The sequence below is a fragment of the Micromonospora sp. Llam0 genome (genome assembly GCF_003751085.1).
Taxonomy (GTDB): domain Bacteria; phylum Actinomycetota; class Actinomycetes; order Mycobacteriales; family Micromonosporaceae; genus Micromonospora_E.
In genome coordinates, this window is the sequence record NZ_RJJY01000001.1 from 1,929,243 (window position 1) to 1,951,484 (window position 22,242).

The following is a 22,242-nucleotide window of genomic DNA, read 5'->3' on the forward strand; positions in this document are numbered from 1 at the left end:
GACTACAGCGTCGCGGAGTACGTCTGCGCCTGTTCGACGGCGGCGAGCGTGGCGGCGAGGCACTCCTCGAGCTCGGAGCTGGCCTGGAACAGGGCGGCCTGGGCCGCTCCGACCGACTCGTGACCGCTGCCCTCGAAGGCCGCCGCCAGGCTCTGTTGCGCCTCGGCGATCTTTTCGCTGGCGGCCTGGACAGCAGCCTGGCCTTCCGACACCTGCATGATCGCGGCTTCGATGGCGGACTTGACCTCGGCGACACTCGCCACGGGCGAAACCTCCTCAAGGGGCTGGAAGGCTCTATTAGAGCTTACCGCCGGTGGGTGATTGCTGCCCGGCTGTCCGGTCTCGCAGATGGGCTGGTCCGCACGACCGTCCGGCTGCCGGCGCTTAACCGGCGTGAGCTGGGCAACCGCCGGTGGCGGATCAGGTATTCAGGCTGAATACCGGTCAGAAGTCCGACACCGGATCGGTCAGCTGCCTGGTAAGCCATCGGGGCCCGTGGATCAGCGCGCCCACTTCGGTGACCCGGTCGCGCAACCGGCGGTCGGCCGTGACGACCACCACTGGCCGGTCCGGTCCGCCCTCGGCGGCGATCTCGACGATCAGATCGTCTCCCGATCCGGGAGCCACGCCGATCCGTACCCCGTCGGCCGGCGGTAGACCGCGGGCCGCCCCCTCGACCACCAGGACTACCTCCAGCGGGCCGGTCAGCTCGGGCAGTCCCCGCTCGGCGACGCCGACCAGTTGATCGCGCAGCCGGGCGGCCGCCGCCATCCGGTCGCGCCACCAGCCGTCGGGTCGGGAGCCGACCACGTTCGCGCCGTCCACGATCAGCAGGGTCCGCATCCGCCCAAGCCTGCCAGCATGCGCGGCCGCAGGACCCGGCACCCGGTCGACCGGGACGTTTGGCCCGGGGCGGCCCGGGTAGCCACAGTCCGGTTCACAGCCGGCGGGCGAAACGGCGAGGGGGCGCGCAGATGAGTGACGGACCGTACGGCCCGGGAGGGCTCGGCACCGATCCGTGGGAGGATCTGCTGGCCCGGTTTCTCACCGGCGGCGAGCCCCGGTTGCCGGTGCACCGGGTCGACATCACCCGGCTGATGAGCGGCGACGCCCGTGACCTGCTCACCGCCGCCGCCCGGCGGGCGGCCCAGGCCGGCACCAGCGACCTGGACACCGATCACCTGCTCTGGGCGGCGTTGCAGCGTCAACCGCTGCGGGAGTTGGTCCGCCGGGCCGGCGCCGACCCGAACGGGCTGCTCGCCGAGCTGGGCGGGCCGGCGGCCGGCCGGGGCGAGGTGCCGGCCAACCTCTCGCTGACTCCGGCGGCGAAACGTGCCCTGCTGGACGCGCACCAACTCTCCCGGGCCACCGGCGCAACCTACATCGGACCCGAGCACGTGCTGATGGCGCTGGCGGTCAACCCGGAGTCGGCCGCCGGGCGGATGCTCGCTGCCGGCCACGTCGAACCCCGGTCGCTGCAGAACGCCAGCGCGGAACGCGGCGGTGCGGCCAAGCCGCGGACGGCCCGTGGGACCCCGACTCTCGACCAGTACGGGCAGGATCTGACCGAACTTGCCGCCCAGGGCGCGATCGACCCGGTCGTCGGCCGTGGCGAGGAGATCGAGCAGGCGGTGGAGATCCTGTCCCGGCGGACCAAGAACAACCCGGTGCTGATCGGGGAGGCCGGGGTCGGCAAGACCGCGATCGTGGAAGGACTGGCGCAGCGCATCGTCGACGGGGACGTACCACAGACGCTGATCGGCAAGCGGGTGGTGCAGCTGGACCTCGCCGGGCTGGTCGCCGGTACCCGGTACCGCGGCGACTTCGAGGAGCGGCTGAAGAAGGTCATCGACGAGATCCGTAGCCACGGCGACGACCTCATCGTCTTCCTCGACGAGCTGCACACCCTGGTCGGAGCGGGCGGCGGTGGCACCGAAGGGTCGATGGACGCCAGCAACATGCTGAAACCTGCGTTGTCCCGAGGCCAGCTGCGGGTGGTCGGCGCGACTACTTTGGACGAGTACCGGCGCAACATCGAAAAGGACGCCGCGTTGGCCCGGCGGTTCCAGCCGGTCCTGGTGCCCGAGCCGACCGTGGCGGACACCATCGCGATCCTGCACGGTCTGCGGGACCGCTACGAGGCGCATCACCAGGTGCGGTTCACCGACGACGCGTTGCTGTCGGCGGCGGAGCTCGCCGACCGCTACATCAGCGACCGGTTCCTGCCGGACAAGGCGATCGACCTGATCGACCAGGCCGGGGCCCGGGTCCGGTTGCGCACCCGCACACCGGCCGCCGACGTGCGCGACCTGGAACGGCAGCTCGAGCAGTTGCACCGGGACAAGGCCCAGGCGGTCGCCGACGAACAGTACGAACGGGCGTCCGGCCTGAGGGACCAGTTGACGCAGGTGCAACAGCGGATCGAGACGGCGCGTAGCCCGGACAGCGCCGGGGTGCCCCAGGTCAGCATCGAGGAGATCGCCGAGGTGGTCTCCCGGGCCACCGGCATCCCGGTCAGCCAGCTCACCGAGGAGGAACGGGACCGGCTGCTACGGCTGGAGGGCGAACTGCACCAACGGGTGGTCGGCCAGGACGACGCGGTCACTGCGGTCGCCGAGGCGGTCCGACGCTCGCGGGCCGGGCTGGGCGACCCGGACCGGCCGGTCGGCAGTTTCCTGTTCCTCGGACCCACCGGTGTCGGCAAGACGGAGCTGGCCCGGGCCCTCGCGGCGGCCCTGTTCGGTGACGCCGACCGGATGGTCCGACTCGACATGAGCGAGTTCCAGGAGCGGCACACGGTCAGTCGCCTGGTCGGGGCGCCGCCCGGGTACGTCGGCTACGAGGAGGCGGGGCAGCTGACCGAGGCGGTTCGCCGACGACCGTACGCGGTGGTGCTGCTCGACGAGATCGAGAAGGCGCACGCCGACGTGTTCAACGTTCTGCTGCAGCTGATCGACGACGGCCGGCTGACCGACAGCCAGGGCCGGACGGTCAATTTCCGCAACGTGGTTCTGATCATGACGAGCAACCTCGGCTCGGAGCTGATCACCGGCGGCGGCCGCAGCGTCGGCTTCGGCGGGGCGGACGGCGACAGTCCTGACGACGACCTGCGCGAGCGGCTGCTGCGCCGGCTACAGGAGGACTTCCGTCCGGAGTTCCTCAACCGCATCGACGAGATCATCATCTTCCGGCAACTGGCCCAGCAGCAGCTGCGTCAGATCACCGAACTGCTGCTGGAGGAGACCCGCCGGCGGCTGCACGCCCAGGACATCGCGGTGGAGGTCACCGACGCGGCGGCCGACTGGATAGCCGAAGCCGGATACCAGCCGGAGTTCGGCGCGCGGCCGATGCGTCGGACGATCCAGCGGGAGGTCGACAACCAACTGTCCCGGTTGCTGCTCGACGGCACGTTGTCGGCGGGGCAACGGGTCACCGTCGACGCGCGCGACGGTGGTCTGCGGTTCGACGTCGACAGCGCCGCCGACCGGGATCCGGCGCCGGCCGGCACCGGCTGGTGAACCCGCCGGGCGGGTGTCGATCCGACCGAGGTCGGTCACCCGCCGCCCGGCGGACGAACGGAGGAGACGACGATGAGCCAACCTGAGGAACAGCGTGAGAAGTCCGCGAAGACCGACGAGGTGCTGGCCCGGAACAGCCCCCTCGACACCGGAACCGGACCCGGTGCCGTCCTGGCGGACACCGATGTGCGCCCGGAACCGGCCGGTAAGCAGACCCGGGCCGACTCCGACGATCCGGTGAGCAGCACCGAGCCCCCCGACTGACCGTCGTAGTGAGGAGGTGGTCGCGATGGCGGCGCACCGTCGTACCGACACTGGCAATGACCAGTTGTGGAACGAGTTCCACGCGTACGTGAACGTCAGTTCGGAACAGCTGCGTGACTGGCTGCTGACCGAGGCGTCCGGTGAACGGGCGTTCGTCGGCCCCGGCGTCGACCTGCCGCAGCCCGGTGGTGCCGTGCTGGCGGTGCTGGGCAAACGGCGGGTGGATCTGACCGAACCGGACCGGCAGGTGATGGCGCGGGTCGTCGAGGAGATCCGGGATCTGCTCGCCCGCCGCCCGTCGGCGGGCGCGGCGGACGACCGGTGGCGGCGGGCGTTGCTTGACCTGGGGCACGATCCGCTGCGGGTCGACGCGGACACGGCCGGTTGACCGGCCACCACCTGCACCGGCGCGGGACGACACGACCTGTCCGACGGCGGGTACCGCGAACGGTACCCGCCGTCGGGAAGGTGGTTCTGCCGGTCCGGTCTCCCGGCCCGACCGGCCCGGCCGGGAGACGAACGGCTACGGCCGGGTGATGCCGAGCGAGTAGCTGCCCGAACCGCTGTACGCGTGGACCACGTACCGGTAGTAGCCGGAGGAGCCGCTGTAGGTCAGCGTCTCGTCCGGTCCGGGGCTGGTGCCGCTGGCCACGCTGACCCAGCTGCTGCCGCTCCACCGCTGCAGGTACAGGTCGAAGTCGCGGCTGGTCGGCCCGTCCAGGCAGGCCCGGTGGGTGCCGGAGCCGGCGCTGAAGTAGCTGCCGTTGGGCTGGATCTGGGTGCCGCCGGAGGAGAGCGAACCGGTGTAGGTGTTCTGGTACCCGCTGCAGGTTCCGCCGCCCGGCGGCGGGGTGGTCGGCGGCGGGTTGCCGCCACCGCCGGTGCGCAGCGTCAGGCCGTACACCGAGAGGATCTCGTTGACCGGCTGGAAGTAGGTGGTACCGCCGGTCGAACAGTTGCCCGAGCCGCCGGAGGTGACGCCCTGGGCCTGCTGGCCGGAGAGCCACGACCCACCGGAGTCACCGGGCTCGGCGCAGGCGTTGGTCCGGGTCAGGCCGGACACTCGGCCCTGCGGGTAGTTCACCGTCGAGTTCTTGGCCTGGATGGTGCCGCAGCGCCAGCCGGTGGTGGATCCGGACCGGCAGATCGACGCCCCGACCGCTGCCTCGGACGAGCCGGCGACCGTGACGTTGCCACCGCTGTAGTTGTTCACCCACGGCTGCGGCGTCCAGTTCGAATTGGTCTGTACCCAGGCGTAGTCGTTGCCGGGGAACGACGATCCACGGAAGGTGCCCTGCGACACCTGGTTGTAGCCCTGAGTGGCGGTGCCCACGCTGCCGCAGTGCCCGGCGGTGACGAACCCGCCGGTCACCGAGAAGCCGACCGAGCAGCGGCCGCCCATGTAGTAGGCGTCGCCGCCTCGTACGTCGTACAGGGTGGTCGGGGTCTCGTCGGTGCGCACGACCCGTACCGCGTCCGCCGCGGCACCGCTGCCGGCGACGAAGCTCTCGGCGACCGAGGCGTCGCCGCGGGCCAGCACCACCACGGTGTTGGTGGCCACGTCGACGTACCAGCCGGCGACGGCGGTCGCCGGCGCCTTCGCCGCGGTGCGGTCGAGTTTGGCCTTGACCCGGTCGAGTTCGGCCGCGCTGCGGTCGACCAGCTTGGCCTTCGCGCCGGTCGCGGTCACCGCCGCTGCCTGGGCCGGGTCGGTGACCGCCACGGTCAGGGTGCCGCCGTCGGGGGACAGCCACGCCCCACCGAAGTCGGCGCCGAGGGTGGCGCGCAGCATCGCTTCCTTTTTGTTGGCGCTGGCTTCCTCGGCGATCCGGGTCCGCGCCTGGGCCGCGGTCAGGCCCAGGTCGCGCTGCATCGCGGCAAGCATCTCGGGTGCGGCCGCGTCGGCGGCCGGCTGGGTGGCCGGACCGGCGCTGGGTGCTGCCATGGCGGGCATCGCGGCCAGACCGGCCGCGCCCAGTGGCAGGATAGCGGCCGCGGTGGCCGCGATCAGTGCTCGTCTCATCTGCTCCCCTGACGATTGAACGGGACGTGACTCCGGCGGGCGGCCAGGGATCGCCTGGCGGAGCCGGTCGGAGGCACGTGACACCCCGACGTTTCCGAGGCCGACGGGCCGGGCCCGGATGGTCCGCCGGTCGTGGTGTGCCGTCGGGACCCGGATGTCGGTGTTCGGGGTAACGTCGAGTTGCTGTCAACTTAATGGCGGTCTATGTCAGCAGGCAGATACCAGCTGGCTCATACCGTCACAGCGATCGGCGGGGGCAGAGCCGAGGCCGGTCGGGGCGGGGCCGGTCAGCCCGGTCAGCCGTCCGCGAGCGGGATCCCGGCCAGGCTCTGCGCCCCGAAGCCGGGGTTGTCGGCGAGCCAGCCGAGATACTGCGGGTTGCGGGCCAGCGAGTCGGTGTACGCCGTGGTGGCGTGGGTGAACACCCGGTCGGCGAGGGCGGCGGCGGTCGCGTCCGGGTGCCAGCCCAGCAACAGCCGCCACCGCAGCGGCGCGCCGGCCAACGGTCGGGTCACCAGCCCGCTGATCGGCCGGAACGTCGCCTGGCACAGGGCGACGGCCTCGCCGGACTCGACCAGGTCGACACAGCCGCGGATGTCGGTCTCGTACATCTTGCGGGGGGTGAACCCGGACCGTGCGCAGGCGGCGGCGAAGCAGTCGCCGAAGCATCCGTCGCCGGGCGCGGCGACCCACTGCTCGTCGGCGAGCATGCCGAGCTCGATCTCCGGGCGGCGCGCCAGCGGGTGGGTCTCCGGCAACAGGACGAAGATCGCGTCGACGGCGACCGCCCGCCACGCCAGGCCGAACTCGGCCGACGGGGTGGCGTCCCCGCACACCCCGGTGAGTGCGTAGTCCAGCCGGCCGCTGAGCACCATCTGGGCGAGCTCGTCGACGTACCAGGAGGCGTAGGTGCTGATCTGCGCCTGCGGCTGGTCGGCGGCGAGCCGGTGCACCAGGCCACCCAGGATCGGGCTGTTGACTCCGCCGAGCCGGAACCTGCTCATCACGCTGCCCGTGCCGGCCAGCCGGGCCGCTTCGTCCTGCAGCCCTTTCATCGCCGGCAGCAGCACCCGGGCCCGGGCCAGGACCAGTTCGCCCAGTGCGGTCGGCCGGGCGCCCCGCCGGTCGCGCTCGAACAACGGCCCACCGAGGGTCCGTTCGATCCGTTGCAGTTGCGCGGTGAGCGCGGGCTGCGCCAACCCCAACATGGAGGCCGCCTTGGTGACGCTTCCCGTCTCCGCGATGGCGCAGACCACCCGCAGGTGCCGCAGCTCCAGGTTCATAACGTGACGGTAGGACCAGAACGGGATCGGCGGGAAGACCTTCGATGCGGGAAACGTTCTCCGACATCAATATGAAACAGAACTGAACGGATATTCCGGACTAGCCATCGCGGTCGACCGGCTCCGCCGTCAGATCCTCGGGATAGGTGGTACGGCCGGACAGCAGATCCCGGGTCTTGTCCAGCACCCCCAGCGCCGGGTCCACCATCCGGTTCCACGGCGGCCGCAGCGGGGCGTCGGGATGCGGCCGGGTCGGGGCGGCCTCCTCGGCTGTCTCCGCGCGGTTGCCCAGCCGGACGAGCTCCTCGTCGGTCGCCGCCGCCCGTAGCCCGGGCAGTAGCTCCTGCTCGACGACCGTACGGTGGCGCCGCCAGGCGGAGGCGATCCTGGCCGGTGTCGCGGCTGCCGCCACGTCGGATGAGCTGAGCACGTCCCGCAGCGGGCGGTCCGTCGCGATGCCCCGCTCGGCCAGCGCGCCTCCGTCGGGCACGGCGGCCCGGACGGCCGGGTACAGGTACTGCTCCTCGGCCGACAGGTGCCGACTCACCACGGCGACCAGCACGTCCGCGATCTGGCGCCGCCGGTCCGGGTCGGCCGCCGCGTCGAACTGCCCGCAGAGCTGCTCGATCCGGCGGTGCTCCTCGACGAGCAGCGTGGTCAGTCGAGGTCCACCCGGGTCGTGCGGCAGGTGGTCGTCGCCGAGTTCGGGGATGGGAGGAAGGCCTACCGACACGATCGTCTCCTTCGGTGCGGGCCGGGGACGTCGTACCACCCGGCCGCGGTGGCCGGCAACCGTGCGGGTGCCGGCCCGGCGGACGCGGCGATACCCGACACGCCGTCGTCCGAAACCGTAGGGCGTGTCGCGGCAGGGCTGGGGCAGCGGCCGGACGGCTGGTAAGAAGAACCGCATGACTGCACCCTCCCCGCCGCCGGCACCGACCGACGAGGTCGTGCGGATCTGCCGCGACCTGCTGCGGATCGACACCACCAACACCGGTGACCCGCTGACCAGCGTCGGTGAACGGGTCGCCGCGGAGTACGTCGCCGAGCAGCTCGCCGAGGTCGGCGTCACCAGCACCATCGTCGAGTCCGCACCCGGCCGGGCCAGCCTGGTGGCCCGGATCAGCGGTACCGACCCGTCCCGTGGCGCGCTGCTCGTACACGGCCACCTCGACGTGGTCCCGGCCGACGCCTCCGAATGGTCGGTCCCGCCGTTCGCCGGCGAGCTGCGCGACGGCTACCTGTGGGGCCGCGGGGCGATCGACATGAAGGACTTCGACGCGATGGTGCTCGCCGTGGTCCGGGACTGGCAGCGCAGCGGGACCCGGCCACCGCGCGACATCGTGCTGGCCTTCACCGCCGACGAGGAGGCCGGCGGCCGGCACGGCGCCCACCACCTGGTGCAGCGGCACCCCGGACTGTTCGACGGCTGCACCGAAGCGATCGGCGAGGTCGGCGGCTTCTCCTACACGGTCAGTGACGACCTGCGGCTGTATCTGATCGAGACGGCGGAGAAGGGCATCAACTGGCTGCGGCTGCACACCCGGGGCCGTCCCGGACACGGCTCGATGATGCACGACGACAACGCGGTCACGGCGTTGTGCGAGGCGGTGGCGAGGGTCGGCCGGCACCGTTTCCCGATCGTCGTCACCCCGACCGTGCGGGACTTCCTGGCCGAGGTCTCCGACCTGCTCGGTATCGAGTTCGACCCGGACGACCCGGAGTCGACGATCGCCAAGCTGGGGCCGATCGCGAACATCATCGGTGCCACGGTCCGCAACACCGCCAACCCGACCCGGCTGGACGCCGGCTACAAGGAGAACGTCATCCCCGGCCGGGCCAGCGCCACCATCGACTGCCGGGTGCTGCCCGGCCAGGAGACCCAGTTCCTGGCCGAACTCGGCCAGCTGATCGGCCCGGACGTGGAGATCGAACACATCGAGCGGCAGCCGGCGATCGAGACGACCTTCGACGGTGCGCTGGTCGGCGCGATGGCCGCCGCGCTGCGCCACGCCGACCCGGGTGCCCGGACCGTGCCGTACATGCTCTCCGGCGGCACCGACGCCAAGGCGTTCCGCCAACTCGGCATCCGCTGCTTCGGGTTCACCCCGCTGCGGCTGCCGGCGGAGTTGAACTTCTCTGCGCTGTTCCATGGCATCGACGAGCGGGTCCCCGTCGAGGGACTACAGTTCGGCGTGCATGTGCTCGACCGCTTCCTGCGCCAGAGCTGACCGGCTGAGCCCCACCGACGGTGAAGGGAATCAAATCCGTATGACCGACCAGCACACCGACCTCGACGCCGCGCTGGAGCAGGTGTTCCAGGCTGCCCGGGCACATCTGGCCACGGTCAAGGCCGCCGACGGCCGGATCGACGACGACGCCGTCTGGCAGGCGTACGTGACGCTCAACAACGCGTCGTACGCCTACGATGAGCAACTGCTGGACGCCTTCGGTGAGGTGACACCCTGGGACGTCGAGTCGATCGACCCGCAGGAGGCGGACGAACGGTTCGGCGTCGGTGCCGGCGGCGTCGACGGCGACGAGCCGGCCGACCCGCACCCGCAGGTCGTCTCGGTACGCCAGCGTCGGGACTACCGGGTGCCGTCGGTCGCCGCGCTGGTCCGCATCGCCGACGCGGCCCGCCGCCAGGGCAGCCCGTCCGCCGAGGCGGCCGAGCCGGTCGGTGGTGTCGGAGAGGCGGTGCTCGAGCTGCTGCAGGCCGGCGACGGCTCACTCGGCGCGCTGGACATCCCGGAGCTGGAACCGCTCGACGGCGTGGTCATGGTGCACGAGGTCACCACACCGCTGGATCCGGAGGCGTTCAGCGACGGCGATGTCGACGGACCGTTCCGGTCGGTTCCCGGCGACGAGATCGTCGGCCGACTCGACGAGCACGCCTACCTGCCGGACGATGACGACGAGGCCCCAGGCGGCGACCAGCGCTGAGCGCATCTCCTACGTACTGAGCCCGGGCTGCGGCTGCCGGGCGATCCTGCGCCGGAGCACCACCTGGCGTGTGCCGTCGCGGAACAGCCGCACCCGGGCGAGCTCCCAGCCAGAGAACTCGGCCTGGATCGCCAACTGCGCGGCTGCGGTCAACCGGTCGACGTCCGGCGGCAACCGCAGCGGCGCGTACTCGTAGTCCATGACCACCATCCTGCCGTCGGCCCCCAGGCTGTGTCACCCGCCGGCCACCTCCGGAGGATGTGTCACCCGCCGGCCCCAGGGCTGTGTCACCCGTCGCGTTCCGGGTAGCCGACCGCCGGCGCCGATACGTCGTCGAGTGCCCGGGTGATCTCCGTGGGCAGCGTCATCCGCTCGACCTGCAGCGCCCCGGCCAGCTGCCCCGCCGTGCGTGCCCCGAGGATCGGCGCGGTGACCCCGGGGCGGTCCCGGAGCCAGGCCAGCGCGACCTCCAGCGGTGCCACCCCCAGGCCGGCGGCGGCCGTCGAGACCGCCTCGACGATGCTGGAGCAGCGTGGTTCCAGGTAGGTCGCGACGAACAGTTCCAGATGCGGCGACGCGGCCCGGGAGTCGACCGGGCGGCCGTGCCGGTACTTGCCGGTGAGCACGCCGCGGCCGAGCGGGGACCAGGGCAGTACGCCCAGCCCCAGCGCGGCGCAGGCGGGCAGCACCTCCCGCTCGATCCCACGTTGCAGCAACGAGTACTCGACCTGCGCGGCTACCACGGCGGCCCGGCCGGGCACCGCGGCCTGCCAGGCCGCCGCCCGGGCGGTCTGCCAGCCGCTGAAGTTCGACACCCCGACGTACCGGACCCGTCCGCTGGCCACGGCCGTGTCCAACGCGCCGAGGGTCTCCTCCATCGGGGTGTCCGGGTCGTACCCGTGTACCTGCCACAGGTCGATGTAGTCGGTGCCGAGGCGCCGCAGCGAGGCGTCGAGGGTGCGCAGCAGATGCCAGCGGGAGGTGTCCCGCCGCCGTGGCCCGCCCGGTCGCAGTCCGGCCTTGGTCGCGATGACCAGGTCCTCGCGGGGCACCATGCTGTCCAGCAGTGAACCGATGACCGCCTCGGCGTCGCCGTCGCCGTACACGTCGGCGGTGTCGATCAGATTGCCCCCGGCGTCCAGGTAACTCTTCAGTTGCGCCGCGGCGTCGTCGGCATCGGTGTCCCGGCCCCAGGTCATGGTGCCGAGCGCGAGCCGGGAGACCGCCAGCCCGCTGCGGCCGAGCGGTCGCTGCTGCATGGATGCACCTTAAGCAGATCCTGGCGGTACGGACATCCTCACTCCCGCCGACGTCCGCTGCCGACTGGGACCAGCCGTTCGGCGCGTCGCCCGGCCGGTTGTCCAATGGTGGCGGACGATTGCGTACCCTGGTGCGGCTTGGCCACGGCCGCTGCCCCGGCAGTGCCGTCGACGCCCCGCCTGGCGGGGGATGGGGGATGACTGGGAGTGCGACTCGGACTCAATCTCGGCTACCTCACGGGCGCCGGCTCACCGGCCGACCAACTGGCGCTCGTCCAGGAGGCGGAGCGGCTCGGCTACACGGTGGTCTGGGCCGCCGAGGCGTACGGGTCCGACTCGCCGAGTCTGCTCGCCTGGCTGGCCGGCCAGACCAGCCGGATCGACGTGGGCTCGGCGGTGATGCAGATCCCGGCGCGCACCCCGGCGGCGACCGCGATGACCGCCGCCACCATCGACACGTTGTCCGGTGGCCGGTTCCGCCTCGGCCTGGGGGTCTCCGGTCCGCAGGTCTCCGAGGGCTGGCACGGCGTACGGTTCGGTCAGCCGTTGGCCAGGACCCGCGAGTACGTGGAGATCGTCCGGCTCGCGGTGGGACGCCAGCGGGTCGAGTACCCGGGCACGCACTACACCCTGCCGCTGCCCGACGGCCCGGGCAAGGCGTTGAAGCTCAACTTCCGCCCGCCCCGGCCGCGGATTCCCGTGTACCTGGCCGCGGTCGGCCCACGCAACCTCGAACTGGCCGGCGAGATCGCCGACGGCTGGCTGGCGGTCTTCTTCTCGCCCCGCACCGCCGCCGACCAGCTGGCGTTGATCGCCGCCGGCCGGGCCCGCACCGGTCAGGACCTCACCGGCTTCGACGTGGTGCCGGCCGTGCCGGTGGTGGTCGGCGACGACGTCGCCGCCTGCGCCGGCCTGCTGCGCGGGTACGCCGCGCTGTACGTCGGCGGGATGGGCAGCCGGACGCAGAACTTCTACCACCGGCTGGCCACCCGGATGGGCTTCGGCGCCGCCGCAGACGAGGTGCAGGACCACTATCTGGCCGGCCGGCTGCGGGAGGCCGCGGCCGCCGTACCGCTGGAGTTCATCGACCAGACCGCGCTGCTGGGCCCGCCGGACCGGATCGCGCGGCGGATCGGTGAGTACGCCGCCGCAGGCGTGACCACCCTGTCGGTCAGCCTGTTCGACGCCGACACCGAGGCGCGGCTGGCGACGCTGCGGACCGTGGCGCGGGCGCTCGACGTGGCCGGGGTGGGGCGGTGAGCTGGGTCGAGGTCATCGTGCTCGGCGTGGTGCAGGGGCTCACCGAGTTCCTGCCGATCAGCTCGTCGGCGCATCTGCGGATCACCTCGGCGCTGTTCTTCGAGGCGGACGCGGGGGCCTCGTTCACCGCCGTGATCCAGCTGGGCACCGAGGCCGCGGTGCTGCTCTATTTTGCCAAGGACATCTGGCGGATCACCCGGACCTGGGTCGTCGGTATCTGGAATCCCTCGGTACGCGGCGAGCCGGACTACCGGATGGGCTGGTACGTCATCGTCGGGTCGATCCCGATCGGGGTGATCGGCCTGCTGTTCAAAGACCAGATCCGCGACGGTCTGCGTAACCTGTGGATCACCGCGACCGTGCTGATCGTGTTCGCGCTGATCCTCGCCGTCGCGGAGTACCTTGGCCGGCAGACCCGTACTCTGGAGCGGTTGACCCTGCGCGACGGCGTGATCATGGGTTTCGCCCAGGCGATGGCGCTCATTCCGGGCGTTTCCCGGTCTGGTGGCACGCTGACCGCCGGACTGTTGCTGAACCTCACCCGGGAGGCGGCCGCGCGGTTCTCCTTCCTGCTGGCCATTCCCGCGGTGGTGATGTCCGGGCTGTTCAGCCTGCCCGACGTGTTCGACCCGCAGGGCCGGGCGCCCACGGCGGCCCAGATGGTGGTGGCGACCGCCATCGCGTTCGTGGTCGGCTACGCGGCGATCGCCTGGTTGCTGCGCTATGTCGCGCATCACACCCTGTACGCCTTCGTGCTCTACCGGGTGGCGCTCGGTTCCCTGGTGATGGCGCTGCTGGTCACCGGAACCATCTCGGCTACCTGACCCGGACCTGACCGGAGACCCGACCCGACCGCTGTGACCGGGTCGGTCGCCGGCCGGCGCGCTGCCGCCCCCCGTAGGCTGGTCTGGTGGCGACGTTGGTACTCCTGCGACATGGTCGGACGACGGCCAACGCTGAGGGCGGACTGGCCGGCCGGCAGCCGGTCGAGCTCGACGAGACCGGCCAGGCGCAGGCCCGGTCGGTCGGTACCCGGCTGGCCGGGGCGCCGTGGGCACAGGTGGTCAGCAGCCCGCTGGTCCGATGCCGGCAGACCCTGGCGCTGGCCGTCCCCGGGGCGACCCCGGCGATCGACGACGGGCTGATCGAGTGCGGGTACGGCGAGTGGGAGGGCCAGTCGCTGCGGTCGCTGGTGAAACAGCCGCTGTGGCGGGTCGTGCAGGAGCATCCGAGCGCCGCGGTGTTCCCCGGCGGGGAGGCGCTGGCCGCGGTGGCGGCCCGCGCGGTGGCCGCGGTACGGCACTGGAACGGTGTGGTCGACGCCGAACGCGGGCCCGACGCTCTCTGGCTGGCCTGCACCCACGGCGATGTGATCAAGGCCATCGTGGCCGATGCGCTCGGCCTGCACCTGGACCTGTTCCAGCGGATCGTGGCCGATCCGGCCTCGTTGACGGTGATCCGGTACACGACGACCCGGCCGTTCCTGGTGCGGCTCAACGACACCGGCGGTGACCTGGCCGGGCTGGTGCCGGCGAAGCGGCGCCGGCCGAGGCGACGGGGTGGGTCGGCCGATTCCGACGCCGCCGTCGGCGGCGGCGCCGGTGCCGGCGGACGTGACCGGCAGTGAGCGTACCGGTCAATCGGGTCGGTGCGTTACCGGATCGACCCGGCCGCCCGATAGGGTCGATGACATGACCCACCAGGTGCATGCCTTCGAGCCGCCGGAGCGGTTCGTCGCGGGGACCGTCGGGCCGCCGGGGGAGCGGATGTTCTTCCTGCAGGCCCGGGGTGGCGGTCGCGTGGTCAGCGTGGCCCTGGAGAAGGTCCAGGTGTCGCTGCTGGCTGAGAAGCTCGAGGAACTGCTGGCCGAGGCGCAGCGGCGGTTCGGTGTCGACGTGCCGGAGCTACCGACCGGGCAGTCGGACAACGAACCGCTGGAAACGCCGGTCGACGAGGAGTTCCGGGTCGGCACGCTCGGCCTGGCCTTTGACGTGGACACCACCACCGTCGTCATCGAGGCCATCGCCGCCGGTGAGCCGGAGACCGGGCTCGAAGCCAGCGACGACGACGGCCTGCTCGACGACGATGACGACGACACCGAGGATGAGGTCGACGCCAGCCTGGACCGGCTCCGGGTCCGGCTGACCCCGGCGGCGGCCCGCGGCTTCATAGACCGGGCACGCCGGGTGGTGGCCGCCGGCCGTCCACCCTGTCCGCTCTGTGGTCAGCCGCTGGACCCGCGCGGCCACCTCTGCCCGCGGCACAACGGCTACCACCGCTGAGGTGACGGAGACCGGCCGGCAGCCGGCGGTGGACCGGGACGCCACCGTGCTGCGACTGCTCCGTACCGGCGAGATGCGGCTCGAAGGCCAGTTGATCGACGCATCGAACACGACGTTGCGCGCTGTCATCGAGGCCGACGGGACAGCGATCCGGTGCGTGTACAAGCCAGTCCGCGGGGAGCGTCCACTGTGGGACTTCCCGGACGGCACCTTGGCCGGCCGGGAGGTCGCCGCCCACCTGGTGGCGCAGGCGCTCGGGTGGCCGTTGGTGCCGCCGACGGTGTTGCGTGACGGTCCGATCGGTCCGGGCGCCTGCCAGCTGTGGATCGACGAGCCGGACGGATCGGTGCCGCTGGTCGACTTCGTCGCGGCCGACCAGGTGCCGACCGACTGGCTGCCGGTGGCGGCGGCCCGGGACACCGACGGCAGGCCGTACGCCCTGGCGCATGCCGACGATCCGCGGCTGGCCCGACTCGCGGTGTTCGACATCGTGGTCAACAACGCCGACCGCAAGGGCGGGCACGTGCTGGCCGGACCGGACAACCAGGTGTACGGCGTCGACCACGGGCTGTGCTTCCATGTCGACGACAAGCTGCGTACGGTCTTGTGGGGCTGGTCCGGCCGTCCGTTGCCACTGGAGGCCGGGTCGGCGTTGCGTCAGCTGCGTACGGCTGTCGACGCGACGCTGGGCGGGCAGCTGGCGTCGCTGCTCACCCAGGCCGAGATCACCCAGCTGGGCGGGCGGGTCGACGCGCTGATCGAGGCCGGGTGCTTTCCGCCGCCGTCGGCGACGCGTAGCGCGATTCCCTGGCCGCCGATGTGATTCGTCTGCCATTCTCCGGTGCCGCCGGCACCGCTGGATAGGGTGGCGGCATGGACTCCTGGACCGGTCATGAGGTGCCCCGGCTGCCCGGCACGGGTGTGCCGTTGGCGTTGTTCGACTCCGCTCGGCGGGCGGTGGTACCGACCCGGCCGGTCGACCCGGCGACGATGTACGTCTGCGGGATCACCCCGTATGACGCCACCCACCTCGGGCACGCCGCGACCATGCTCGCGTTCGATCTGGTGCAGCGGATATGGCGGGACGCCGGGCACCGGGTGCGGTACGTGCAGAACGTCACCGATGTCGATGATCCGCTGCTGGAGCGGGCGGCCCGCGACGGGGAGGACTGGATTGTTCTCGCGATGCGGGAGACCGCGCTGTTCCGGGAGGACATGGAGGCGTTGCGGATCATCCCGCCGGACCACTACGTGGGTGCGGTGGAGTCGATCCCGGCCATCGCCGAGCGGGTCGGCGTCCTGCTCGACCGCGGTGCCGGCTACCGGCTGGCCGACGGCACTGGCGACGTGTACTTCGACGTGGCCGCCGCGCCGCGGTTCGGCTACGAGTCGAACCTGTCCCGGGAGCAGATGCTGGTCTTCGCCGCCGAGCGGGGTGGCGATCCGCAGCGTCCGGGTAAACGTGACCCGCTGGATCCGCTGCTGTGGCGCGGTGCCCGCGACGGTGAGCCGGCCTGGGACGGCGGTCCGCTCGGCCCGGGCCGACCGGGCTGGCACATCGAGTGCGCGGTGATCGCACTGGGCTTGCTGGGTGACCGGATCGACGTCCAGGGCGGCGGCAACGACCTGCTCTTCCCCCATCACGAATGCTCCGCCGCGCACGCGGAGGTGCTGACCGGCACCGGCCCGTTCGCCGCACACTACGCGCACGCCGGGATGATCGGCCTCAACGGCGAGAAGATGTCCAAATCCCGGGGCAACCTGGTCTTCGTCTCCCGGCTGCGGGGTGACGGGGTGCCGCCGATGGCACTGCGGCTGGCACTGATCTCCGGGCACTACCGGGCTGATCGCCAGTGGACCGACGACACACTCAAGACCGGTCAGCAACGGTGGCACCGGTGGCACGAGGCCGCCCGGTCCGCCGCCGGGCCGTCCGGCGCGGAGCTGCTCGCCGGGGTCCGTGGCCGGCTGGCCGACGATCTCGACACCCCGGGTGCGTTGGCCCTGATCGACGAGTGGGCCGACCACGCGCTCGCCGGTACCGGCGCGGACCCGCAGGCCCCGGCGTTGATGGCCGAGACCTGCGATGCCCTGCTCGGGGTGCGCCTGCGCGACTGACCCGGCCGACCGCACCCGCGCCGGGGGTCCGGTCGGGTCAGACGCCGCCGTCTGACCCGACCGGTGCTCGGGCCAGTTCGGGGTGCAGGTCAGGGTCGGTGCGACGGGGGTTCCGGTGGCCGAACCGATCAGACCGAAGCTGGTGGATCCCCCGGATCCGATGCTGCCGTTGTAGCCGACGTTGGTGGCGGTGACGGTCGAACCGTTGCTGTCGATCGTGGCGTTCCAGGCCTGGGTCACCTGCTGCCCGCTGGGGTTCGTCCAGCTCACCGTCCAGCGGCTGATCGGCGTACCGCCGGCAGTCACCCGCACCTCGGCCTGGAAGCCGCCCTGCCAGCTGGCGACGACGGCGAAGATCGCGGTGCAGCCGCCCTGCGCCGGTGTGGTCGGTGGTGCGGTGGTCGGTGGTGCGGTCGTGGGCGCCGGGGTAGTCGGTGCGGTGGTCGGGGCCGGGGTGGTCGGCGGCGGGGTGCCGCCGGTGCCGCCAAAGTTCACGTCGCTGCAGAAGTAGTAGGTCTGGTCGGCGTGGCTGGCCTTCCAGATCAGGTAGACGATGTGCCGTCCGATCCGGCCGGGCGCGCTGACCGGGATGTCGACCGACACGCCGTTGAGGTTGGGGTTGCTGGTCCGGGTGCCCTCACCGGGGTCCGCGCCGTCGGTGGTCCGGACCAGCTCCAGGTCGCTCCAGCGCAGTCGCTGGGTGAGCGGGTCGAATCCCTGCCGGGTCACGTACACCAGGTGGTAGTCGGCGCCGTGCAGCGCTTGGTCGTGGTAGGTGACGGTGAAGTTCGTGCCGACGTCGGCGGCTTGCCAGTTGCCGGGTTCGTCCAGTGCGGCGTACCGGACGCCGCCGGTGTTGCCGGCGCTGCACAGTTGGCCGTCGGGGATGTGGGCCTGATGCTGGCCGTTGACCCCGTCGATGTAGAGGCTGTTCCAGTTCCACATGGCGGTGGAGTCCGCCTGCCAGGCCTGCCAGCACATCGGGTCCTCGGTGGCCATCGCTGGATTCTGGAAGTCGCTGGCCCAGCGTTCGTAGCACCCGTAGTTGCGCGACGGCGGATCGATCGACGAGCCGTGTGCGGCGGCCACGTCGGCTAGCGCGGTGGTGCACAGCAGCGCGGCGGCTGCCGCGACGGTGAGCACCCGGCGCGGCCCTCGCGACAGTCCCGTCCAGAGATTCACATGCCTCGATTTTTTCTGTCAATAGTTTGACTGGAAACCAAAGTAAGGCGAAAGAATCGCCGGGTCAGCCGAGTACGAGACCGGGATCCGGGTCCGGATCCGGCATGGGTGCCGGGACCCGGTACTCCTCGGTCAAGGTGGTCACCGGACCGGGCCAGGTAGCCTGGGCCACCTCGATCGGTCGCCGGTCGGCGTCGTAGGCCACGTGCAGCAGATGCAGCACCGGGGTGTCCGGGCGGATCCGGAGCAGCTGCGCCTCCTGCCGGCTGGGCTGGCGGGCGCTGAGCACGTCGCGCGCCCAGACGTACCGTCGGCCGGTCACCTCCTCGGCCTCCTGGTAGGTGGGCCGGCCGAACGGCTCGGCCCGCTCCAGACTGGTGCCGGCGGCGTCGGCCACCCGGAACCAGGAGGCTCCCACCTCGACCGGCGAGTCCTCGGTGCGGACCAGGTGGCGGCGGACGATCAGCTCGGTACCGTCGGTGACGCCGAACGCGTCGGCCACTTCGGGTACCGCCGGAGCCCGGCCGACCTCGGTCAGTTGCTGCCGGTAGCGCGCCGCCAGGTCGGCGTGGTATCCGCGGTGTCCGCCGTACCGGCCGCGGGCGAGTCGGTTGAGTCGGCGTCGGGTGCCCCGGACGAACGTGCCGGAGCCCGGCTTGGTGATCAGCAGTCCTTCGACGCGGAGCTGATCGACGGTACGCTGCGCGGTCTGCTTGGCCACGCCGTACATCTCGGCGAGCGCGGGGATGGCGGGCAGCCGCTCGCCGGGTGCCCACTCGCCGCGCCGGATCCGCTCCCGGATCAGATCGGCGATCTGGCGGTGGGGAACCTCGGCGGCTCCAGGATTGACCTGCATCTGCGAACTGACCACCCTTCCCGGCGACTTTACCTAGCATCCTAGGACAACGAAGAGAGTGTGTCCAGCCCGGCCACCGGCAAGACAGCACCATCGCAACAGTCGGTAGCAGTGCGGTCCACCCGACCGCACTGCGGCGGGTCAGCGCCCGGCGACCGTCACCGCTTGCGGGCGATCAGCGCGCCGTTCGCCCCGGGGGCGTCGAAGACGACGGTACGGATGGAACCGAAGCCGGCGTCGGCCAGCCAGTCGGCGTACTCGGTCTCCGAGTAGTTGCGCCCGCCCTCGGTCTCCACCAGCATGTTCATCCCCATCAGGGCGGCCTCGGGCGGACCGGTGCGTTCGGGGTTGAGCAGCAACTCGCAGACGACGATCGTGCCGCCGGACGGCAGCGCGTCGTGGCAGCGGGCCAGCAGCGCCCGGTTGGTCGGTTCGTCCCAGTCGTGCAGGATCATGCTGAGCAGGATGACGTCATGTCCCTGCGGCAGCTTCTCGTCGGTGAAGAAGTCACCGGCGACGGTGTCGATCCGGTCGGCCAGACCGGCGGCGGTGGCCTTCTCCGCGGCGACCGGCACGACGTGTGGCAGGTCGTAGACGCTCGCCCGCAGGTGCGGGTAGCGCCGGCACAACTCGATGGGGTACGCGCCCGACCCGCCGCCCAGGTCGAGTAGCCGGTGGTGGGCGCTGAAGTCGTAGGCGTCGCCCAGCGCGCGGGCGGTGAAGATCGACGCGGCGTACATCGCCTCCAGGAACAGGTTCAGGATCCGCGGGTCCACGTCGGCGAAGATCGACTCCTGGGTGTCCGGGTCCCAGGTCAGCGGCCGGTCGGTACGCAACGCCTCACCGATGCGGTGCCACGGCAGGTAGGTACGTTCGTCGCAGTAGCGAACCTGACCGCCGAAGTAGTAGGGCCGGCCGGCTACCAGGAACTCCTCGGCGATCGGTGCGTTGCGGTAGCTGTTGGAGCCGGGTTGCTTGGTGAGCAGTCCGAGCGAGGCGCAGGCGGCGAGCAGGGTGTCCGCTGGGCGCTCAGCCAGCCCGTACTCGTCGCACAGTTGCCCGACGGTGATGGTCCGGCCGCCGGCGAGCCTGGTGAACAGGTTCAGCTCGACGGCGGCGGCCAGGGTCTTGAAGCTCCAGAAACCGGTCACCAGACGCATAAGAGGGGTGGGGGTTAGCATCCGGACATTTTCCGGTAAAGGGCCGTCTGACTGACGGAGCTGTCAGTTAGCCGATAGATCCGGGTCGGGTATCCGTCCGGCCGATCACCACGAACCGGCTGTCGGGCCGGCCGACCCACCCCTGCGGCGCAGGTACTTTTCGAACTCCTGGGCGATCTCGTCACCGGTCAGCGGCTGGATACCCGCGTCGCCGACCCGTTCCTCCAACTCGCGAACGTACTCGCCCAGCTCGGCGTCCTGCTCGGCGGTGGTCCGCACCCGGGCCTCCCACTTCGCCGCCTCCTCGGCCATGTCGGCCATCGGCACCGGCAGGTCGAGCACGTCCTCCACCCGGTGCAGCAGCGCCAGTGTGGCCTTCGGGCAGGGGGGGTTGTTGGCGTAGTGCGGGACGTGCACCCAGAACGAGACCGCGTCCACCTCCGCACGGGCGCAGGCGTCCTGCAGCACCCCGACGATCCCGGTGGGACCGTCGTACCGGGTCGGGACGAGCTGGAGTCGCTGCGCCGCCTCCTTCTCCGACGCGGTCCCGCTGATCGGCAGCGGCCGGGTGTACGGCACGTCGGCGAGTAGGGCGCCGAGCAGCACCACCCGGTTGACCTCCAGGCTGTGGCACAGCTCCAGGACCTGTTCACAGAAGGTGCGCCAGCGCATGCTCGGTTCGATCCCGTGGATCAGCACCACGTCCCGGTCGGTGCCTTCCGGGCTGGCCACCATGAACCGGGTCGTCGGCCACTCGATGCGGCGGGCGTCGCCGCTGGAGCCGGTGATGGTCGGCCGGCTGACCTGGAAGTCGTAGAAGTCCTCCGGGTCCAGCGCGGCGATCTCCCGGGCCTGCCAGACCTCCTGCAGGTGCTCGACGGCCGCGGTGGAGGCGTCCGCGGCATCGTTCCAGCCTTCGAACGCGGCGATCGCCACCGGTGACCGCAGCACCGGCAGACCGTCGAACTCGGTCACCGGGCCTCCTCGCCGTCGTACCGACCGGGCAGCGCGCTCGCGGTCGTTGCGACTACTCGTCGACGTCTGGGTGCGGGGTAGTTGTCGTGCCTCACCCTGTCAGCCTACGTGCCGGCCGACGACCCGGCCCGGTGGCCGCGCCGGCTCCACCGCCGGCCTGATCCGCGCACCGCCGCCGTACGTATTGCGCAACTGGGGCAGCATGGACCGCAGGCGGCCACGCGTCGCCGTCCGACACTGAGCGAGGAGGCCGGTATGCGCCAGCCCGGCGACCGTGTCCGCAGCCGGTTTCAGCTGGTGGCGTTGTGTGCCGCCGTCGTCGCGGCGGCGGCCTGCGCCGCGGTGCCGCTGCCCGATGCCGGGCCGGGTGAACCCAACCAGCCGGCGGTGCCTGGGGGCGGTGCCACCGGGGCGGGCGCCGACGGGTCGCTCGACGGCACCGACACGGTCGAGGAGTTCGAGCAGGACATCGCGGGTGCCGAAGCTCTCGCCGACGAGTACTGGTCGCAGCGGTTCGCCGGGTTCGGTGCGTCGTTCGAGCCGATCGGGCAGGCCATCGCCTACCAGCGCGACGGCGAACTGAGCTGCGGCGACCAGCTCATTCCACGCAACAACGCGGTCTACTGCCTGACCAGCGGGTCCGAGTTCATCGCCTACGACGCGAACTGGGCATTCGACGTGTTCCAGACGGTCGGCGACTCGTTCCTGTTCTACCTGATCGGCCACGAATACGCGCACGGCATCCAGGTGCGGCTGGACCTGGAGTACCGGTTCAGCATCCAGCGGGAGCTGGCCGCCGACTGTCTGGCCGGGGCCTACCTCGGCGACTCGGTACGCGACGGCACGCTGCAGCTCGACGACGGTGACCTGGAGGAGTTCCAACGCGGTCTGGCGACCGTGGCGGACGATCCCGACCAGCCGTGGTTCGAGGAGGGGTCGCACGGCACCGCCGACCAGCGGATCGCGGCCTTCTTCAACGGGTACGACCGGTCGCTGGCCGGGTGTGACCTGACCTGACTGACGCCGGCCGAGGCAGCCTGCTGTTCTGCGCTGTCGCTGTCGCCGGCTGGGCGACAGCGCTGTGATCAGGCAGGATCGTGGGACGTCACGTCGTGC

22 protein-coding genes and 1 pseudogene are annotated in these 22,242 nt (G+C 71.5%); 12 read left to right on the top strand and 11 right to left on the bottom strand.

Annotated elements, in window-relative coordinates; all coding sequences use genetic code 11:
• Window positions 1-2: 2 nt before the first annotated feature.
• A complete protein-coding gene (locus EDC02_RS08635) occupies window positions 3-263 on the bottom strand; it encodes a hypothetical protein (RefSeq protein ID WP_123601486.1) in 261 nt (86 codons plus the stop codon).
• A 181-nt stretch (window positions 264-444) separates the two neighbouring features.
• Window positions 445-843: a hypothetical protein gene (locus tag EDC02_RS08640; RefSeq protein WP_123601487.1), complete on the bottom strand. Its 399-nt coding sequence runs from the start codon at window positions 841-843 to the stop codon at window positions 445-447.
• A gap of 131 nt (window positions 844-974) precedes the next feature.
• Between EDC02_RS08640 and EDC02_RS08645 the strand changes: the two genes are divergently transcribed.
• The 3 genes from EDC02_RS08645 to EDC02_RS08655 all read left to right on the top strand — a co-directional run bounded on the left by EDC02_RS08645 (window position 975) and on the right by EDC02_RS08655 (window position 4,170).
• The gene (locus EDC02_RS08645) at window positions 975-3,518 is read left to right on the top strand and encodes an ATP-dependent Clp protease ATP-binding subunit (RefSeq protein WP_123601488.1); all 2,544 of its coding nucleotides are present in this window, start codon (window positions 975-977) and stop codon (window positions 3,516-3,518) included.
• Between the two features lie 72 nt (window positions 3,519-3,590).
• Complete coding sequence (locus tag EDC02_RS08650; protein WP_123601489.1) at window positions 3,591-3,782, top strand: hypothetical protein; 192 nt, start codon at window positions 3,591-3,593, stop codon at window positions 3,780-3,782.
• Window positions 3,783-3,807: 25 nt separating this feature from the next.
• Window positions 3,808-4,170 carry a DUF3140 domain-containing protein gene (locus EDC02_RS08655; RefSeq protein ID WP_123604630.1) on the top strand — a complete coding sequence of 121 codons (363 nt, stop codon included), beginning with the start codon at window positions 3,808-3,810 and terminating at the stop codon, window positions 4,168-4,170.
• A gap of 135 nt (window positions 4,171-4,305) precedes the next feature.
• Here EDC02_RS08655 and EDC02_RS08660 read toward each other — a convergent pair whose 3' ends face one another.
• The 3 genes from EDC02_RS08660 to EDC02_RS08670 all read right to left on the bottom strand — a co-directional run bounded on the left by EDC02_RS08660 (window position 4,306) and on the right by EDC02_RS08670 (window position 7,821).
• Complete coding sequence (locus EDC02_RS08660) at window positions 4,306-5,805, bottom strand: S1 family peptidase (protein ID WP_123601490.1); 1,500 nt, start codon at window positions 5,803-5,805, stop codon at window positions 4,306-4,308.
• Window positions 5,806-6,101: 296 nt separating this feature from the next.
• The gene (locus EDC02_RS08665) at window positions 6,102-7,088 is read right to left on the bottom strand and encodes a LysR family transcriptional regulator (protein WP_123601491.1); all 987 of its coding nucleotides are present in this window, start codon (window positions 7,086-7,088) and stop codon (window positions 6,102-6,104) included.
• Window positions 7,089-7,188: 100 nt separating this feature from the next.
• Window positions 7,189-7,821, bottom strand: a complete 633-nt coding sequence (locus EDC02_RS08670; RefSeq protein ID WP_233605810.1) for a hemerythrin domain-containing protein — start codon at window positions 7,819-7,821, stop codon at window positions 7,189-7,191.
• Between the two features lie 175 nt (window positions 7,822-7,996).
• Here EDC02_RS08670 and EDC02_RS08675 point away from each other — a divergent pair, with 175 nt between their 5' ends.
• Window positions 7,997-9,319 (top strand): M20/M25/M40 family metallo-hydrolase, encoded by a 1,323-nt coding sequence (locus EDC02_RS08675; RefSeq protein WP_123601493.1) that lies wholly within the window; start codon window positions 7,997-7,999, stop codon window positions 9,317-9,319.
• A 40-nt stretch (window positions 9,320-9,359) separates the two neighbouring features.
• The gene (locus EDC02_RS08680) at window positions 9,360-10,034 is read left to right on the top strand and encodes a hypothetical protein (protein WP_123601494.1); all 675 of its coding nucleotides are present in this window, start codon (window positions 9,360-9,362) and stop codon (window positions 10,032-10,034) included.
• Window positions 10,035-10,043: 9 nt separating this feature from the next.
• Here the strand turns inward: EDC02_RS08680 and EDC02_RS08685 are convergent, their stop codons facing one another.
• Together EDC02_RS08685 and EDC02_RS08690 are read right to left on the bottom strand one after the other, a co-directional pair.
• Complete coding sequence (locus EDC02_RS08685) at window positions 10,044-10,235, bottom strand: DUF5703 family protein (protein WP_123604631.1); 192 nt, start codon at window positions 10,233-10,235, stop codon at window positions 10,044-10,046.
• A gap of 86 nt (window positions 10,236-10,321) precedes the next feature.
• Window positions 10,322-11,293 (bottom strand): aldo/keto reductase, encoded by a 972-nt coding sequence (locus tag EDC02_RS08690; RefSeq protein ID WP_123601495.1) that lies wholly within the window; start codon window positions 11,291-11,293, stop codon window positions 10,322-10,324.
• Window positions 11,294-11,500: 207 nt separating this feature from the next.
• On the opposite strand from EDC02_RS08690, the gene EDC02_RS08695 reads away from it, so the two are divergent.
• From EDC02_RS08695 to mshC, 6 genes are all read left to right on the top strand, one after another.
• Window positions 11,501-12,553, top strand: coding sequence for an LLM class F420-dependent oxidoreductase (locus tag EDC02_RS08695; protein ID WP_123601496.1), 1,053 nt, complete (start codon window positions 11,501-11,503; stop codon window positions 12,551-12,553).
• A complete protein-coding gene (locus EDC02_RS08700) occupies window positions 12,550-13,377 on the top strand; it encodes an undecaprenyl-diphosphate phosphatase (RefSeq protein WP_123601497.1) in 828 nt (275 codons plus the stop codon). Before EDC02_RS08695 ends, EDC02_RS08700 begins: the two co-directional genes overlap by 4 nt.
• Before the next feature lie 86 nt (window positions 13,378-13,463).
• The gene (locus tag EDC02_RS08705; RefSeq protein ID WP_123601498.1) at window positions 13,464-14,180 is read left to right on the top strand and encodes an MSMEG_4193 family putative phosphomutase; all 717 of its coding nucleotides are present in this window, start codon (window positions 13,464-13,466) and stop codon (window positions 14,178-14,180) included.
• 64 nt (window positions 14,181-14,244) lie between these two features.
• Window positions 14,245-14,835: a DUF3090 domain-containing protein gene (locus tag EDC02_RS08710; protein ID WP_123601499.1), complete on the top strand. Its 591-nt coding sequence runs from the start codon at window positions 14,245-14,247 to the stop codon at window positions 14,833-14,835.
• 73 nt (window positions 14,836-14,908) lie between these two features.
• Window positions 14,909-15,658, top strand: coding sequence for an SCO1664 family protein (locus EDC02_RS08715; RefSeq protein ID WP_123604632.1), 750 nt, complete (start codon window positions 14,909-14,911; stop codon window positions 15,656-15,658).
• Window positions 15,659-15,708: 50 nt separating this feature from the next.
• On the top strand, window positions 15,709-16,953 hold the full coding sequence (mshC, locus tag EDC02_RS08720) for a cysteine--1-D-myo-inosityl 2-amino-2-deoxy-alpha-D-glucopyranoside ligase (RefSeq protein WP_123601500.1): 1,245 nt from the start codon (window positions 15,709-15,711) through the stop codon (window positions 16,951-16,953).
• 153 nt (window positions 16,954-17,106) lie between these two features.
• Here mshC and EDC02_RS08725 read toward each other — a convergent pair.
• From EDC02_RS08725 to EDC02_RS08740, 4 genes and pseudogenes are all read right to left on the bottom strand, one after another.
• A pseudogene (locus tag EDC02_RS08725) lies at window positions 17,107-18,135 on the bottom strand (lytic polysaccharide monooxygenase); the annotation flags it as partial.
• 64 nt (window positions 18,136-18,199) lie between these two features.
• Window positions 18,200-18,991 carry a GntR family transcriptional regulator gene (locus EDC02_RS08730; protein ID WP_123604633.1) on the bottom strand — a complete coding sequence of 264 codons (792 nt, stop codon included), beginning with the start codon at window positions 18,989-18,991 and terminating at the stop codon, window positions 18,200-18,202.
• 158 nt (window positions 18,992-19,149) lie between these two features.
• The gene (locus EDC02_RS08735) at window positions 19,150-20,172 is read right to left on the bottom strand and encodes a methyltransferase (RefSeq protein WP_123601501.1); all 1,023 of its coding nucleotides are present in this window, start codon (window positions 20,170-20,172) and stop codon (window positions 19,150-19,152) included.
• 84 nt (window positions 20,173-20,256) lie between these two features.
• Complete coding sequence (locus tag EDC02_RS08740; RefSeq protein ID WP_123601502.1) at window positions 20,257-21,126, bottom strand: PAC2 family protein; 870 nt, start codon at window positions 21,124-21,126, stop codon at window positions 20,257-20,259.
• Between the two features lie 255 nt (window positions 21,127-21,381).
• On the opposite strand from EDC02_RS08740, the gene EDC02_RS08745 reads away from it, so the two are divergent.
• Window positions 21,382-22,143, top strand: coding sequence for a neutral zinc metallopeptidase (locus EDC02_RS08745; RefSeq protein ID WP_123601503.1), 762 nt, complete (start codon window positions 21,382-21,384; stop codon window positions 22,141-22,143).
• Window positions 22,144-22,242 lie beyond the last annotated feature (99 nt).

Excerpts from the sequence above, each read along its gene's own strand:
- EDC02_RS08640 (WP_123601487.1), bottom strand. The coding sequence starts at position 843 with ATGCGGACCCTGCTGATCGTGGACGGCGCGAACGTGGTCGGCTCCCGA.
- EDC02_RS08645 (WP_123601488.1), top strand. The coding sequence starts at position 975 with ATGAGTGACGGACCGTACGGCCCGGGAGGGCTCGGCACCGATCCGTGG.
- EDC02_RS08650 (WP_123601489.1), top strand. The coding sequence starts at position 3,591 with ATGAGCCAACCTGAGGAACAGCGTGAGAAGTCCGCGAAGACCGACGAG.
- EDC02_RS08655 (WP_123604630.1), top strand. The coding sequence starts at position 3,808 with ATGGCGGCGCACCGTCGTACCGACACTGGCAATGACCAGTTGTGGAAC.
- EDC02_RS08660 (WP_123601490.1), bottom strand. The coding sequence starts at position 5,805 with ATGAGACGAGCACTGATCGCGGCCACCGCGGCCGCTATCCTGCCACTG.
- EDC02_RS08665 (WP_123601491.1), bottom strand. The coding sequence starts at position 7,088 with ATGAACCTGGAGCTGCGGCACCTGCGGGTGGTCTGCGCCATCGCGGAG.
- EDC02_RS08675 (WP_123601493.1), top strand. The coding sequence starts at position 7,997 with ATGACTGCACCCTCCCCGCCGCCGGCACCGACCGACGAGGTCGTGCGG.
- EDC02_RS08680 (WP_123601494.1), top strand. The coding sequence starts at position 9,360 with ATGACCGACCAGCACACCGACCTCGACGCCGCGCTGGAGCAGGTGTTC.
- EDC02_RS08685 (WP_123604631.1), bottom strand. The coding sequence starts at position 10,235 with ATGGACTACGAGTACGCGCCGCTGCGGTTGCCGCCGGACGTCGACCGG.
- EDC02_RS08690 (WP_123601495.1), bottom strand. The coding sequence starts at position 11,293 with ATGCAGCAGCGACCGCTCGGCCGCAGCGGGCTGGCGGTCTCCCGGCTC.
- EDC02_RS08710 (WP_123601499.1), top strand. The coding sequence starts at position 14,245 with ATGACCCACCAGGTGCATGCCTTCGAGCCGCCGGAGCGGTTCGTCGCG.
- EDC02_RS08715 (WP_123604632.1), top strand. The coding sequence starts at position 14,909 with ATGCGGCTCGAAGGCCAGTTGATCGACGCATCGAACACGACGTTGCGC.
- mshC (WP_123601500.1), top strand. The coding sequence starts at position 15,709 with ATGGACTCCTGGACCGGTCATGAGGTGCCCCGGCTGCCCGGCACGGGT.
- EDC02_RS08730 (WP_123604633.1), bottom strand. The coding sequence starts at position 18,991 with ATGCAGGTCAATCCTGGAGCCGCCGAGGTTCCCCACCGCCAGATCGCC.
- EDC02_RS08735 (WP_123601501.1), bottom strand. The coding sequence starts at position 20,172 with ATGCTAACCCCCACCCCTCTTATGCGTCTGGTGACCGGTTTCTGGAGC.
- EDC02_RS08745 (WP_123601503.1), top strand. The coding sequence starts at position 21,382 with ATGCGCCAGCCCGGCGACCGTGTCCGCAGCCGGTTTCAGCTGGTGGCG.